Source organism: Ferruginibacter sp. SUN106 (assembly GCF_050611765.1).
In the GTDB taxonomy this organism is placed as follows: Bacteria; Bacteroidota; Bacteroidia; order Chitinophagales; family Chitinophagaceae; genus Ferruginibacter.
In genome coordinates this window covers 703,360-719,152 of sequence record NZ_JBODJC010000001.1, presented here as the reverse complement: position 1 = coordinate 719,152, position 15,793 = coordinate 703,360, and the positions used below count along the sequence as shown (strand labels likewise).

Here is a 15,793-nt window from a genome sequence, read left to right as displayed (position 1 = left end):
TAAACCACCTCCCCTTTTTACAGGATTTTTATTTTTAAAATCTCCTGTTTTTAAAGGATAGTAAATGCTGCGATTGCACAATAGGTTTGCTGTTACAAAAAAACTTTATGCGACAAACCTACCTATTGCTTTTAGTATTATGCTGTAACTATAGCAACGCCCAATGGAGCAGCAACGCTTCGGTAAATAATGCGGTGTGTAATTTTACCGGTAACCAAACCAATGTACAAATGGTAGCTGATGGTACCGGAGGCTACATTGCAGTATGGGAAGATACCCGCAATTCTTCCACTGATATCTATGCTCAGCGTGTAAACGCAACAGGCGCATTATTATGGGCTGCTGATGGCATACCCTTATGTACGGCGGCTTTCAATCAGCTCAATCCCAAAATAGTAACAGACGGTGCAGGCGGTGCCGTTATTGCATGGATAGATGACAGGAATGGTGGCGGCGCAGGAAATTATGATATTTATGCACAACGTGTAAATGCAAGCGGAGTAGTACAGTGGGGGGCAGATGGTTTACCTGTTTGTACAGCAACGGGTATACAAAACAACCAGCAATTACTGGCGGATAACTCCGGGGCAATGATTGTATGGAGTGATGGCCGGGGCGGTAGTGCCAATGCTGATATTTACGCACAGCGCCTTAACCAGGCAGGCGCACCTTTGTGGACGATCGATGGTATATCTGTGTGCAATGCATCATCCTTACAAAACATTCCGCAGATAATAAGTGATGGCGGTGCAGGCAGTGCTATTGTAGCATGGGAAGACTGGAGAAATTTTGGACAGCCGGATATTTATGCACAGCATATCTCTAATGGATTTACTGACTGGACATTTAATGGCGTGGTGATCTGTTCTGAGCCAAACTTTGCAGCGCAGAGCAATACAAAAATGGTTGCCGATGGCAGCGGGGGCGCTATTATGTGCTGGGAAGATAAAAGAAATTTTGGATCGAATACCGATTTATATGCACAGCGTGTAAACAATTCCGGTAGTGTGCAATGGACAAGCAATGGTATAGCAATTTGTACCGCAAGTGGTATACAATTTTCGCAACAAATGATTGCCGATGCAGCTGGTGGTGCCATCATTACCTGGGAAGACCGGAGAACAGACAGGGATATTTACGCCCAGCGGATTAATGCGGCTGGCGCTGCACAATGGACCGCAGACGGCATTCCCGTTTGCAATACCCCCGATATACAAACAGAGCCGCAACTGGTTGCCAGAACAGCAGGAGGCGCTCTATTTGTGTGGACAGATTCCAGGAACAGTGCTCAACCGGATATTTATGCACAAGGCCTTGATGCTACAGGTGCTTCACTATGGGCTGTTAATGGTGTGCCAGTTGCCAATGAAGGCCATGCACAAACTACCGCAAAACTTATTACTGATGGGGCCAACGGCGCTTTTATTGCATGGACAGATTTAAGAACCACACTCGACTATGATATTTATTCATCAAAAATTTCTGCAGGCGGAACACTACCACTACACCTGCTTTCATTTGATGCTAGCGTAAAAAGAAATGATGTTACACTGGTATGGAATACTGAAAATGAAATCAATAGTTCGCATTTTGACGTGGAAGTTTCCACAGATGGAATAACCTACAAAAAACTGGCCACTGTAAAAGCAAATAATGTACCCGGAAAAAATAATTATAGTTTTATTCACACCAATGTAACAGATAATGTATTGTTCTACCGGTTAAAGCAAGTTGATCTTGATGGCAGGTTTATTTACTCAACAACAATAAAAATTACGCTGAATAAAAATATCCAGGTTACGGTATATCCAAATCCTGCGGCAGCAATACTACAACTGAAAAATATTAACCCGCTGACAGATGATATTATACAGGTAATTTCAGCAGATGGGAAACTATTGCTGCAACAAAAAGTAACAGTAAATATGCAGTTGAATATTAAAAACTTAAACGCAGGTTTTTACATGCTTCATTTGATAAAGAAAGATAAAACCATGCAAGCTTTTTCTTTTGTTAAACAATAATTTACTCTACCACTTCATAACAACAGCGGCGCATAATTGCGCCGTTATTGTTACAGTATCCTCCTCACTGTTTTCCATGATTTTTTATTCATTTCATAATATCCTGTTTTTGCAGGATTGTAAACAGCTGTACAACATATCATCTTTACAGTATCAATTATCAACAATAAAAAAAATTGAAAATGAAACTAATATTTTTTGTACTTACGCTGTTTTGCTGTTGTACTATTAAAGCACAGCCACCGGTTAAAATGATAGAGAAACCGGTTCTTATAAACAAGACCATAAAAAATTTACCTGCCACTTATGATTTCAGCAGGATAAAAATGTGTATAGACAGGGCTCCTTCTACCGGCAATCTTCCGGAAAGAAATTTCGCTGCTGTTAAATTGCCACCAAAAATTAACAGCGATGGCAGTTATGCAACAGTTGGAGTAAGCCGCCAACCGCTTGCAGGAGAAACCAATAAAATGTGGGACCCTGGGCAAACTATTACCGTATTTATTTCTCCAAATAACGCATCTGATTTTATAAGAGATAAAGTAAGATTTTATGCCCGCCAATGGGAAAATATTGCTAATATAAAATTTGATTTTTCTGCCAGTTTCAGCAGCGCACAAATTAAAGTGGAATTTGGCAATGATAACAAAAGCTGGTCATGGATAGGACGTGATGTGCTCTTCAACCCACTTCAATTTTATACGGTGCATTTTGGTATGTTTGATAATAGCACTGCTGAAGATGAATTCCGGAGAGTGATACAACATGAATTTGGACATGCGCTTGGATTTATCCACGAACATCAATCTCCTGCTGCCGGTGGTATACAATGGGATAAAGAAAAAGTATATGCCTACTTTGCAGGCCCGCCTAACAACTGGCAAAAAGCGGATGTTGACTTTAATATTTTTGCGAAGTATTCAAAAACTACCACTAACTTTTCCGCGTATGACCCGCTTTCTATTATGCATTATGCATTTGATGCAGAACTTACAACCAATGGTGTAGGATCACCTTTTAATACTGATTTTTCAACTATTGACCGGCAGTATGCAAGGCAGTTATACCCTTTCCCGGTTTCACCTTCCAGTGCAAGTGGCACTTTACGTACAGGAGACGATTGCGACATGGTTGATTTTAAAGTAGACTACAATGCAGTACCGGCAGACAAAGTAGAATTCACCCTGCAATTGGGCGAATTAAATGCAAAAAAAACAACCTGGTGGAAACAGATCGGCATACCCAAAACAAATAATACAGAAACATTTTTGTGGGTACAAAATCATTCTTTAATAAAAGAAGAAAACAGGACAACTGTAACCATACAAATTCCGCTGAATGAAATTGATGTGAATAAAGGCATTAGTTTCTGGAAAGCAAAATTATTAGGCGTTCATACTTTATTAAATTATAAATGGAATGTGCTCCCGGCCATTAAGGGTGGTTGCAGAATTACTTTATCATGGAATAAAGACAGTTGTCTTTAACCAGCATAAAATCCTGTTTTTAAGGGATTGCATAACCTCTCTATTCAAAACATATTTGTACCATAAAACTTTATACAATGAAAAAGATAATGCTACTGTTTTTTTTAACCTTTACACTACATACAATGTTTGCACAAAGTGGCCGCATACGTGTTTACTTTGCCGGCTTTGAATGCTTCAGGGAAACCTGGGATGATATTCTTAATGCCGATGGAAAAGGAGATGAAGTATTTTTTACCTTCAATTTTATACAGGCCGACAGGAATGGCAATGTAAAGCGCAGTTACGAAAAACGTACTTCGGTATATGGAGATGCAACCGGTCCTTTTTCAAATCGCATCAGTGTTGGCAGCTGTGTTGACCTGTTTGGTAATAACAAGGGGGGTATAAAAGGCGGTGATAAATATTACTGCAATGATCTTATCAGCGAATATGATATGGCCGATGGTGATGTGCTTACTGTAATTCCTGTTGGTTGGGAGCATGACCCTATCGCTGATAATTCAATATCATTTACCACAACTATAAAAGGCGCCTACAGCAGTATTGCTCAAAAACTGGCACCTATTGCAATAGGTATCAATATTGCTACCGGCAATCTCGCCGGATTGATAGTACCTGTAACAGCTCTTGGTATATCAAAAATTAAAGCCGGTGGCGACCAGGGGGAATTAGGAAGGGCCGGTACACGACCCATTGGTATGGAAAAATACGGAGACTTTACTCCGCTTGCAGTACCATTAAAAACTTCCAGCCTGGCTGATATAACCCGTAGCAATATGGGATTTGGTAATGGAGTTATTGCTACTAATTATAATGAAGAAGCGGTTAATAATTTAAGAGACCATGGCAACTATACTATTTTATTTAAAGTTGAATTTACACCCGATCCTGTAGTACCACCTGCCAATACCGGCAACACACAAATGGGTAATACCAAAACGGTTGGTGGAGTTAAAACAGTGAACATGCCTGTTGGTACGAGTGTTGCCGGTACATGGGCCGGCACTTATGGTACAGCTAATAATAACGGCCCTAATTTTTATTCCTTCAGGTTAAATGCAGATGGCACCATGCAGGTGGTATCCAATATAGGTGCAGTAATAGCCAATGGTAATTATAGTTTTTCCAACAATCAATTGACTGGCAGTTATACCTATACTTCTTCCGGTAAATTTTCATTTGCCGCAACAATGCAGGCTAATGGAACATTCAGTGGCACATGGGGCAGCAATACAAATGTAAGCGGCGGTGGCAACTGGGTAATGAGTAAAGCGGCGATGAATGCAGTAGGTAATATCAGGTAAAAATTTCTATTAAAAATAAATCCCGTTTTTACAGGATGGTTTTTATTGCTATCCTGCAGCATTTTTGAAAAAACAAATTAATCATGAAAAAAATACTCCTGTTTCTTATAACTGTTATTCTTTTTACTGTGGCATCCAGGGCGCAGATACAAACGCCTGTATCAATAAAAAAAGATTCCTCAATAAAAAAAACTATAATTCAGAGAGCGCCGGTAACACAAGCCCCGGCACCAAAAACTGTAGCACCCAGTGTATACACACTCACTTCTGCAAAAGTTAATATCAGAACCGGTAATGATAATAAAGAAACCCCGTCTAATATGATCTTCTTTTTTAGAGAAAAAGATGGCGTATGGGGTAAAGGAACTGATCTGTTTCAAAGCGGATCCAAAAGTGAATTTAAAGTAAATTCCAATTTTGAAATGTTACTTGACAGAGTTCCTGCTACTGCAGCGGCTGCTTACACTTTAGACAATTTACAGGCAAGAGGTTTATATTTTGCTGTGTATTATAGTCCGAATTTTATTACTGATGCCTGGAAGATTGAAAGCATAACAGTAACATTAGAATTTAAAGACCAGTTTGGCAACCTGCATCCTTCATTCGGAAACCGGGTAATACAATACAATATTTCCAACGGGCTTTTAACCAATGCCAACTGGTTGCTTAAAGCAACTGCGGATGGTGCATTTTTTACACCTTCTCCTGTTTCAATAGGCAGTACATTTTAATACCACTAAAATTTAAACGCATAAATATTCTTTCATGAAAAAGTATTTCTTCTTATTATTCTTGCTCTCCGCCAGTTTTTTTTCGTTGGCACAACCGGGTAAAAAACCTGCGCCAAAAGAAAAGCCGCCTACACAAAAAGAAATGGAAGACATGATGAAAGAGGCACAGAAGGCGGTGGATGAAATGAGCCCGGAGGATAAAAAAATGATGGATAGTATGGGTATTAAAATGCCCTCATTAAAAAACGTGCCCAAAGTAAGTGATAAACAACTGGCCCAGGCATGGGAAACAGAAAATCTTATTGTACCTAAAAGAGATAATGACAGAATCGCCGCTATTCTTAAAACACCTTTATCTTCCGGCAGTGTAGCTGCATTTGTTACGGATGTGCATAATAAAACATTGCAATTGTTATGGCCCGAATCAAAAACGCTGGCAGAAAAAATTTACAGCCAGTTAAAATCATCTGGCAAAAGCAGTGATGCCATTGGCAATACTGCAACAGGTTTATGGATAATGGGACGATTGCAACCGGCTTTATACATCATGGGCAAAATTTGTGTTGAAGATGCTGCTAATAATGATAACCTGGCCAACTATGCCTCTATGATATCAATGTGTGGCATACAGCAATCGGCAATTCCCATGCTTAACTATCTTAACACAAAATATCCCGGCAACAGCACAATCCTGAATAACCTGGGACAGGCCTGGTTTGGTTTGGGTGATATGGATAAATCCACAAAATACTTAGACAGTACCATACGCATCTATGCCAATCATCCGCAGGCTAATCTTACCAAATCATTTATTGCAGAAGAAAAAGGAAATAAAGAAGAAGCGGTGAGCCTGGTAAAAAAATCGATGCTGCATGCGTATTCAAAAGATAAAGAAGACAGGTTACGCAAACTGGGTTATAAAATGAATAGTGATGATGTAAAGCTGCCCCCTAAAACAAAAGTAGATCCATTAAATCTTGGTGGTTCTGCACCACCATCTTTTCCAAAGTCGGTTGATGAGTGTATTGCCCTTGAGCCCGTATGGGCCGGTTACAGGGAGCAGCTGGATCGTAAGCTCAATATGCTGGGCAAGCAATACAAAGATGCTATGAAAGTTGCTGCCGACATGCAGCAGAAAAGAACTGAGGCCGATTTTGCCATGGTAAAAGCTTCGCTGAATGCAGGTAGCCCGCAGGGCATGTTAACAGCCATGCCTCTGCATGCGGCGGCGGCATCACTGAAAGCAAACCAGGTTACAGAGGAGTACGGCCGCAAACTGGAAGCATGGTCAAAAAAAATGACGGCATTCCTGTCGGGAAGAGCGGTTCAGTTAAAAAAGAATTACGAAGCTTCGATGGAATTGCTGCGTAAACAAGACCTGGAACAAACCGGGGAAGGGTTGCCTAACGTTGACTTCTGTCCGAAATACAAAGCTACCTGCGACCAGTATTTAAGTGGTTACAACAGTGAACTGGAAAATTTATACAAAGAATATTTGTCTTTTGAAAAACCTTACCTGAATGACCTTGCTTACTGGCTGATGTATGTGCAATGGCCTGAAATGTTTGAAGCCACAAAATTACAAACCCAAATGACATGGCTGGGTGTACTTGAAGGAAAAGAGCCTGTGGGCTTTGAATCCATTACTACCTACAAATGCGTAAAACCAACTCCCGGTGCAGCAGGGAAACTGTCGGAATTTGATGATGTGGCCTGTAAATACCACAGCGAACTGAAACTGGGATTAGGCAGTATAAAATCAGACTGCAGCAGGATGACCACAGAACTGGATGCAGGTATTATTAAACTGGGCTTAAAACAAAACATGGATAAGGAAACTTTTGCCGACCAGTTTATGACCTGCAACGTGGAAGTGGGCGCACAAATAGGTAAGACAGTAAAAACAGGCCCATTAACTGTTGGTGTATCTGCAGGGGGTCGTATTGGTATGGAAATAGACAGGAATGGAGTAAGTGATGTATATACAGTAGGGGGCGTAAGTGCAGCTGCAGGTGTTGGTGATGTTTCAATTGACGCAGGTATAGAAGGAAAAGTAAGTTTGATCAGTGGCAGTGGCTCTATTTATGGCACTGGTATTTTTCAGAAATAATTTTTTACAGCAATGAAGACAATTGTTTTAATACTTTTTATTACAGCAATATCACCCTCCTTTGCACAGCCCACAATGCAACAGCGTATACAGGACAGTGTTATAGGATGGAAAAGCCTGGCTGATTTTAAAAATAAACAATATAAACCACTGGTTGTTGATGGACAAACATTTTCTCCGTACCAGCAATCATTAAGGGATTCATTTATTACATGGATGCAACGGAGTTATGTGCCTATCGGTGGTTTTGGAGATATTTACCAGAGAGACTTTACCTCCCGGCAAAACAAATTTCCGGTGCCACAAAGTATTGGAATGACGGCGGGCATTTATGGATTTTATAAAAACCAGCGTACAGGCAAATATGAAATGACGCCAAATGAAGACCATAACGATGTCTTCATTTATACGAATACCCTTGCAGGTATTAATAATGCTGCACTGCTTAGTTCACCCGATTGTTTTTATTTTACCATGCAGAAAGACAATTATGCCAGTACTTTTACCAATCAAAAGTTAATAGATGAGGTAAAAGAATTTGGATTGCATGATGACAGCAGGTTTTCAAAATACCTGGTCTATTTTCTATCCCAAAGCTGGGTAACCGTTGTATTAACACCCGGCAACAAACTGCCCATTGTGCAATTAACAAAAGGTGAAGTACTGGCGCTTTGTGAAAAAGGTTTACAAAGGGAACTGGAGGGAAAAAAAGATGAAGCAAGGCATATGTCATCCAACAACCCGTCCTATTATGCCGGTGTAATAAAAGACCTGGATGAAAAACAATATCCGCAGTGCATAAAAAACCTCAACACATTAAAAGGGAAATATAAAGACCGGTTGAATGAACCTGCTGTTTTGTATGGTTGGGCAGGCCCGTCATTTGCTGATTTTGTAAACAGTAATACCACCCTTTTTGTAGAAGACTGGTACCAGGATATTCCGGGATATCCTGTTTATCGTTATACAAAAGAGGCCATTGATAACAGCAAAAAAGATAAGCCGCTTTGGGTAGAAATTACCTGGCCCCTGGAAAAGAAAGGTACAAGGGTAAAATCTTTTGAAGTGTACAAAGCCATGCTATGTTATTTTAATTATGATTATGTGTACGACTATTTTTTTAATCCGGAAAAAGTGAAAGGCATTGCTTACGCACCATCCAATGCCGCAGAACAAAAAGAACAAATACAGCGGTTGAAAAAACATTATACTGTTACTGAAACTAACCCATTGCCGCAGGGCGTATTTTTTATGGATGATTTTTCAGCCAACGCCAATGGCGACAGGCCGGCTGGATGGAACGATTCAAAAACAAACCCTGCAACTATTGTTGCATTAAACGGCAAGCCAGGTAAATGGGTACAACTTGGTAAGCATAACAATCTTTCCCCGTCCACTGCATTAAAAAAATCGTTACCCGAAAATTTTACAATGGAGTTTGATGTAGCAACTGATGAATTTAATTTTAGAACCGGCGGTGCGGTAACTATAAATTTAAGTTCATACCCAACTACGGGTGAAGGTTGGGTTGTCCCTGACTCAAAAGGCACTGAACTCTCATTAAGGATTGAAGCCGGAAACGAAGCAGATTACAACAACAATAATTACAGGGGCAATGCCGAAATAAAAATTAATTCCACAGTAAGCAGTTATGAAGGGGCTTTTTACTACACTCATGACCTGCGTGAATTTACCAATAAAAAAACAGCGCTGCATGTTTTAATTAAAGTAAATAATGGCGGTGCCCTTCTTTTTATCAATGATAAACAAGTTGCAGTATCAACAGATTTTAAAAAGGATTACTGCAACAATTGTGTTTGTAAAGGTATTCCGCCGGGCACCGCATTCCGCAAGATCACATTCACCAACAATACGCAAAACTGGAGCCCCGATAGCAAATCCAATGCGGTGAATGTTTATATCAGCAATATAAAGATCAGTAAAAATTAGCCACATCTTTATGTATTGTATAAACTAAAATCCCTTTTTTACAGGATTGGAAAGCATAGCTGCAAATACCATCTTTACAACACAAACAATGGGAATGTTATTTATTAAGTAGCAGTTGGTGCTATTCGGACTGCACAACATACGATAAACCATTTGTGAAAAGAAATAATTGTTCAATTTTAATTTACGGTTATGAAATACTTTATTACATCACTGGTATGTATTTTAATTACACAACTAAGTACAGCACAAAAAAAAGTAATGCCTGCTACGCAATCAATTGTTACTGCCATAACATTACCTGCAGGTGCTAAAAAAGACAGCAGGCTGCTGACAGAAGTGGCAGCAAAGGCACTGTTGCAATCAGAGGCAAAAAATACAGGCGCCACTGTTAACAATATTGAAGTGTTATACCTCCCGGTAACATTCACCGCAGATTCGCTGAACCAGTTATTCAATACATCAGGCTGGACTGCCACTCCTTCTGCAACTGATAAAAAGTGTCAATGGTTACAAAAAGATGGACATGCTGTAATAGCTTATATCTCATCCGGAAAAAATCAAACAGAATTGTATTTGGGAGAAACAAACGGCGCTTCGGCACAACAGCAAACAACTACAGGTGTTGATATGCAGCAGCAAAACCAAACCACTGCACAGCAAACCACTACACAGCAAACTGATGTACAGCAGCCCACACAAAGTAATGATCAACCTGTTGTAAAAGACGGCTATGCATTTAACACCACCAATTTTGATGATGGCTGGAGCAGTGTGATACAAGACGACTGGATACTGGTAAGTAAAGGAGATATAAAAGTGTACCTGTGGTATGCATTGCCTTATAATGCAAGTGATTTTTCTGGAACAGGAATAGTGGACAGGGATTACTATTGGGATAACTATGTGTCAAAATATTTCAACATAGAAACAAAACAATACAAGGATAATGGAGAAGTAATGAGCTCACAAAAACCCAGGTATATAGAAGGATGGGCAACTGATAAACAATCAGGCGAAAAAAGATTTATAGGTATGCGTTTGGATATTTCACCCAACACAGCTTATATTACCATCGCAAGTGCAAAAGATGAAGCATCATTATGGCAGCAATTTCCAAAAGCAAATGGAGATGCCTGGTCTCCATCCGATCTTTCAAACATGGGTAGCTACAACAAATTTGCTATCGGTGAAAATGATATCTCAGGCACCTGGCAGGATGGAAACACAGCTACAATGCAATGGTATTATACTGCTGCATCAGGTAACCCGGGTGGTTATGCCGGGATGACAGTGGCTGCAAGGAGTGCTACATTTAATTTTAATACAGGCGGTAATTACACCAGCATACACAATGGCGCTACCGGTGTAGTGGGTGCAATGAACACCTTTCAGCAAAATTATAAAGGCAGGTATACTGTTAGCAACTGGAGCATTACAGCCACCAACAGGTGGGAAGGTAAAACAGAAAATTTTAACAGCTGGTTTAAAGTAATACGGGGCGGAAGGATCTTGTGCATGGATGCCGGTGGCATGCAATACAGACTGGTAAAATCAAAATAAAAAGAAGGAATTATATACAACCCAAAAAAATTATGACACAAAAAACAAGCGCTGCATTATTCACCTTTATCATTTTATTATCGTTACAATCAATTGCACAACTTACACCGGAACAACGCATACCAGATAGCGTGATTGGCTGGTGGGATAACAATCGCTTTGACAATGCTTTAAAACCCACCACCGATCCGATACAAAAAAAAAGGGTAGACATTACTAACCTGTTTGTAGACTGGGTGAAAAAAAGTTACACTCCGATAGGTGGCCTTGGAACTGTTACCCGTATAAATAATAGTGTATCCTTTGGCGTTAAATTTTTAGTATGGAATGTAAGCCATGATAAAGAATGGACAGATGAAAAAGGACGTTTTAAACCTATACCGGAAGAGAATACACCTTTTGGCGTATGGTGCAACTTAGTACCTGCCAGTTATAAAGTGCCCTTTCTGAATTATAACGGAGATAGTTATTTTACCTGGCCAACAGATGGTTATGGCGCTAATGCAAATGACAAAAAAGACCTTGACCTTAAAAAATTCCCCTCCATTAGTAAATATGTAACCCGTAGTAATGAATCGCAGATTGTACTACTGGCACCAAACAATAAACCACCCTTTGTAGAAGTAACTATTGGTGAGTACTTAAATGGCGCTTTTGCTGGTATTGATAAAGAATTACAAAAGAAAAAAGATGATATACTTGATCAGAACAAGGGCACCGATGAAGCAACTGTAAAAAGAAGGGAAAGTTTTTATGCGTACCAGGAAACTGAGTTTGATCGTTTTAGAAAAGGTATCCGTAAATGGCTTGATGTGTACAAAGACCATCTGAATGATCCTGCTCTTGTAAATCATTTACAACCCACTATCAATGATTTTTATGGTGATATTGATCCTTTTAAAAAAGGCGTTTCCGATCCTGTGTACCCTGTTTATAAAATTACAAAAGAGGTACTGGAAAAATGTAAAACCGATAAGCCGCAATGGATAGTAGCCTACTTTTATTATCAAAATAAAGAGAAAGGCAACCAATTATACGAGATGTACCGCTCTATGACGGAAAACCTGAACTACGATTATATTTATAATTATTTCTTTGATCCTGAGAAAGTAAAAGGCAAAGCATATACAGCCGCTAATGAAGATCAGTTAAAAGCAAGACTTGATAATTACAGGAAGAAGATTGTTGCAGCTCTTAATCCTGTTGCCAACACCGCAGCTTTACCTGCCAATACTTTTTTTGCAGATGATTTTTCGTCCGGCAATGAAGGCGGAGAACCCGTAAATTGGTTTTTTAGAAAATATGGCAAGCATGCATTTGTTACAACAATAAAAAATCAGCCCGGTAAATGGTTGCAACTGGGTTATAATACCCCGGTAAATCCCTCTTTATTAAAAAAACCAATACCAGAAAATTTTACATTAGAGTACGATTTAATAACCGATGGCGACTTTGATTCCCGTACCGGTGGTGCCGTCAGCCTGTCTTTAAATACCCGGCCGGCAACAGCAGATGGCACAGAGGTAAATGGTGGTAATGGCACTAAAATCAGTATGGATGTTATTTCCGGTAATGAAAGAGATTATGACAACAATAATTACAGGGGTGTTGTAAGAATAAGGATCAATTCAACTCCTGAAGTAAATACTGAAAATTATTCAGGTGGCCTGGTATATGAATATCCGCTACGGGAATTTACAAACAAAAAAACAAAAATTCATGTGGCGGTTACAGTTAAAAATAATGTGCTTACCGTATTCATCAATAATAAAGCTGTTGCCGTAAGCACCGATTTTAAAATGACCTATGGCGGCAAATGCATCAGTTGCGGTGTGCCTGCCGGTACAAAATTCAATACCATTTTCTGGAGCAACAGCACCAATGACGCAGATACTATTAAAGTATATATGAGTAATGTAAAGATCAAAAAAGAATAAAATTCCCTTTTTTACAGGATATACTAATATACCTGGCCATAATACCTTTAAGCATAAATTGATCATCATGAAAAAAATATGCTTCTTGTTTTTTTTGCTGGCTGGCGCAGCAATAGCATTTGCTCAAAAAGAAACCCTGGACCTTACCACTTACACTGTTTTAAAAGGATGGAAAAAACAATTGCAGGGAAATGTGGTACAGTTTATCAAACAGGATAAAGCCACAGGTGCTTACTGTGCCATCACTTTATACAAATCTGTGGAAGCCTCTGCCGATGCAAAGAAAAATTTTGATGATGCCTGGGAAACAATAATCAAAAGCCTTGTTACGGTAAAAGATGCTCCGCAAATGCAGGAACCTGCTAAAGAAAATGAATGGGACGTACAAAGCGGCTCTGCTAATTTTGAGGCTGAAGGCAGCAAAGGCGTCGTGGTACTTGCTACAGTAACCGGTTATCAACACATGATCAATCTTGTAATAATTACCAATACCGGCGCTTACGAAAAAGAAGTCAGCGCTTTTATGGAATCATTAAGTTTTAAAAAGCCGGCAACTACCATTGCAAAAACAAACACTCCCGTAAGTAAACCCAATACCACTGCAAACAATACGGTTGCTCCTCCTGTTGCTGCACCTGCAAAAAAAGGCAGTTTTACATTTACCACCACCAACTTTGATGATGGCTGGACGAGTACTGTACAGGAAGATTGGGTACAGGTATTAAAAGGAGGAATTAAAATATTGATCCATTACCCCAATGCAAAAGCAGATGCCTATAATTCAGTTTTAAAAGAACAGGATTATAATGCCTGGAATATTTTAGTAGCACCCCGCTATAGTAACATGAGCAATTTTGAATGGAAGACGATACAGAGCTGGCAATCCATAACATTTGTGCAGGCAGATGCTACAGAAAATGCAACAGGCAAAAAAGTACACATCGTTTTATTCAAAAAACATTACAGTAATGGCAGCGGTGCCTACCTTGAATTTGTTACCGATACCAAAGCAGATTATGAAAAAGAATTTGGCCCTTATCACAATACCGAATTCGATTGGGACAAAACTGCCAATATGCAGTTTAGAAATAAGTTTGCCGTAGCTGCCAGTGACCTTAACGGAACCTGGACCAATAACTTTAGCGGCATGACGCAATACGTTAACGCATACACGGGAGCCAGTGCCGGTGCTGATACACATGCTTCTTCTCAAAAATTTATATTTGGGGAAAACAGTACTTACAAATGGGATATCGGTGTTGCCAGCGGCTTCGTGGGCAATATCAAATTTCAAAGTGCAAAATCAAATGGAAAATTTACATTACCCAGTGCATGGCAGATATATTTTTCAGAAATGGAGGGTAAACCAAAAACTTACGACGCCTATTTTTCCTGCGTAAAAGGAAGCCGCTTATTATGGTTATCGGATGTTACTTACCCGGGTTATTCTGCCTACGGCAAGGCAAATTAATAGTATTGAATAAAGATCGATATTGATCTTTATAAGCTTCCTCAAATTACAGCAACATGAAATTTTCGCTGTTGATCATCGCTGTTCTATCAGCTACACTATGTAATGCGCAGGATTGTACACCACAATCATTGATACAAAAAAATGGCTCCTGGAAAGAAAGTCCTAAAGGCTCCGAAGGAGGAACAGCCGCAGAATTGGTAAAAGAAAAAAAGATCGTGGCAGCAATGCATGCCATGATAAAAACAAAATACAGCCCGATGGGTGTACAGGCTAATTTTCATGGTGCCTACAACCGGCCATATTCCAACATGCCTGCCAATAGCTATTACTACAATATCATGCCGCTGAATTTTTATTGCAATGGCACAACTGTAAAAGTGGCTGATGAAACCTCCTCTTATTTTCAACTGGGCGTAAATATGTTTGAGGCTGAAATTTATGATACTGCACAGGGAGATCGTTTATTAATGGAATGCTTTAACGTAATGCCGGATATACCAATTAAAAAAGATGGTTACTGGTATTTTGGCGAAATTGATGCCAATCTAGGCTTTGGAATGACAGGTAAAAGCAGCATGTGGCTCATCACCTACGATGATAAACTTCCTTATGCTTATGTAACCAGGAAAGAATTTTTAGAAAAGAGAATAAAAGCTATTACCGCTATGCAGGAAATGGCTGCAGGCGGATATAAAGACGCTCTTAAGAATATTGATATCGAAAAATCGTTTAAAGAAAAAGAATTTAAAAACGATCCTGCTAAAATGGAGCAGTACATGAAAAAAGAATACGGGGTACAAAAGACCAAATATGAAAAACTATTAGCAGAAAATCAAAAAACATATGCTCCTGCATTTGCAGCCATCGAAACACAGCTTACAATGCCGGCTGCCGAACTGGAGCAACCTGCCATTGTAAAGATTGATCCAAAAAGTACTTTCAACTATCTCTTTACTACTGATGATGACCCTTTTGGAAAAGTGCTTATTAAACCCAACCCGGGCTACTTTAATAAAAAACTACCAAGATCAGTGCCGCAATTTTTTTGTGTATATGTAAGGGCGAATCATAAAGAACCAATTGCAGCAAAATTTTATACAGACATTATTAAAGCTGTTGATTTTAACCTGCTGAAAAATATGCTGGGTAAATAAGATCATAAAATTCCCTGTTTTACAGGATGGTAGCCGCCGCCTGATAAGAATAGTTT

Annotated in this window: 10 protein-coding genes; all 10 read left to right on the top strand. The window is 39.4% G+C overall.

The genetic code is table 11. The features are described from left to right. Positions 1-107 precede the first annotated feature (107 nt). The 10 genes from ACQ334_RS02875 (at position 108) to ACQ334_RS02830 (ending at position 15,737) form a co-directional block, all read left to right on the top strand. Entirely contained in the window at positions 108-2,024 is a 1,917-nt protein-coding gene (locus tag ACQ334_RS02875) for a T9SS type A sorting domain-containing protein (RefSeq protein WP_430986656.1), read from the top strand. 182 nt (positions 2,025-2,206) lie between these two features. Further along, the gene (locus ACQ334_RS02870) at positions 2,207-3,511 is read left to right on the top strand and encodes a M12 family metallopeptidase (RefSeq protein ID WP_430986655.1); all 1,305 of its coding nucleotides are present in this window, start codon (positions 2,207-2,209) and stop codon (positions 3,509-3,511) included. A gap of 77 nt (positions 3,512-3,588) precedes the next feature. Then, positions 3,589-4,818, top strand: coding sequence for a hypothetical protein (locus ACQ334_RS02865; protein ID WP_430986654.1), 1,230 nt, complete (start codon positions 3,589-3,591; stop codon positions 4,816-4,818). Positions 4,819-4,901: 83 nt separating this feature from the next. Continuing rightward, positions 4,902-5,549 (top strand): hypothetical protein, encoded by a 648-nt coding sequence (locus ACQ334_RS02860; RefSeq protein ID WP_430986653.1) that lies wholly within the window; start codon positions 4,902-4,904, stop codon positions 5,547-5,549. Positions 5,550-5,583: 34 nt separating this feature from the next. Next, on the top strand, positions 5,584-7,659 hold the full coding sequence (locus ACQ334_RS02855) for a tetratricopeptide repeat protein (RefSeq protein WP_430986652.1): 2,076 nt from the start codon (positions 5,584-5,586) through the stop codon (positions 7,657-7,659). A gap of 12 nt (positions 7,660-7,671) precedes the next feature. Further along, positions 7,672-9,609 (top strand): hypothetical protein, encoded by a 1,938-nt coding sequence (locus ACQ334_RS02850; RefSeq protein WP_430986651.1) that lies wholly within the window; start codon positions 7,672-7,674, stop codon positions 9,607-9,609. 192 nt (positions 9,610-9,801) lie between these two features. Further along, positions 9,802-11,172, top strand: coding sequence for a hypothetical protein (locus ACQ334_RS02845; protein WP_430986650.1), 1,371 nt, complete (start codon positions 9,802-9,804; stop codon positions 11,170-11,172). A gap of 32 nt (positions 11,173-11,204) precedes the next feature. Further along, positions 11,205-13,109: a hypothetical protein gene (locus tag ACQ334_RS02840; protein WP_430986649.1), complete on the top strand. Its 1,905-nt coding sequence runs from the start codon at positions 11,205-11,207 to the stop codon at positions 13,107-13,109. Positions 13,110-13,176: 67 nt separating this feature from the next. After that, the gene (locus tag ACQ334_RS02835) at positions 13,177-14,580 is read left to right on the top strand and encodes a hypothetical protein (protein ID WP_430986648.1); all 1,404 of its coding nucleotides are present in this window, start codon (positions 13,177-13,179) and stop codon (positions 14,578-14,580) included. Between the two features lie 56 nt (positions 14,581-14,636). Then, positions 14,637-15,737, top strand: coding sequence for a hypothetical protein (locus ACQ334_RS02830; RefSeq protein WP_430986647.1), 1,101 nt, complete (start codon positions 14,637-14,639; stop codon positions 15,735-15,737). Positions 15,738-15,793 lie beyond the last annotated feature (56 nt).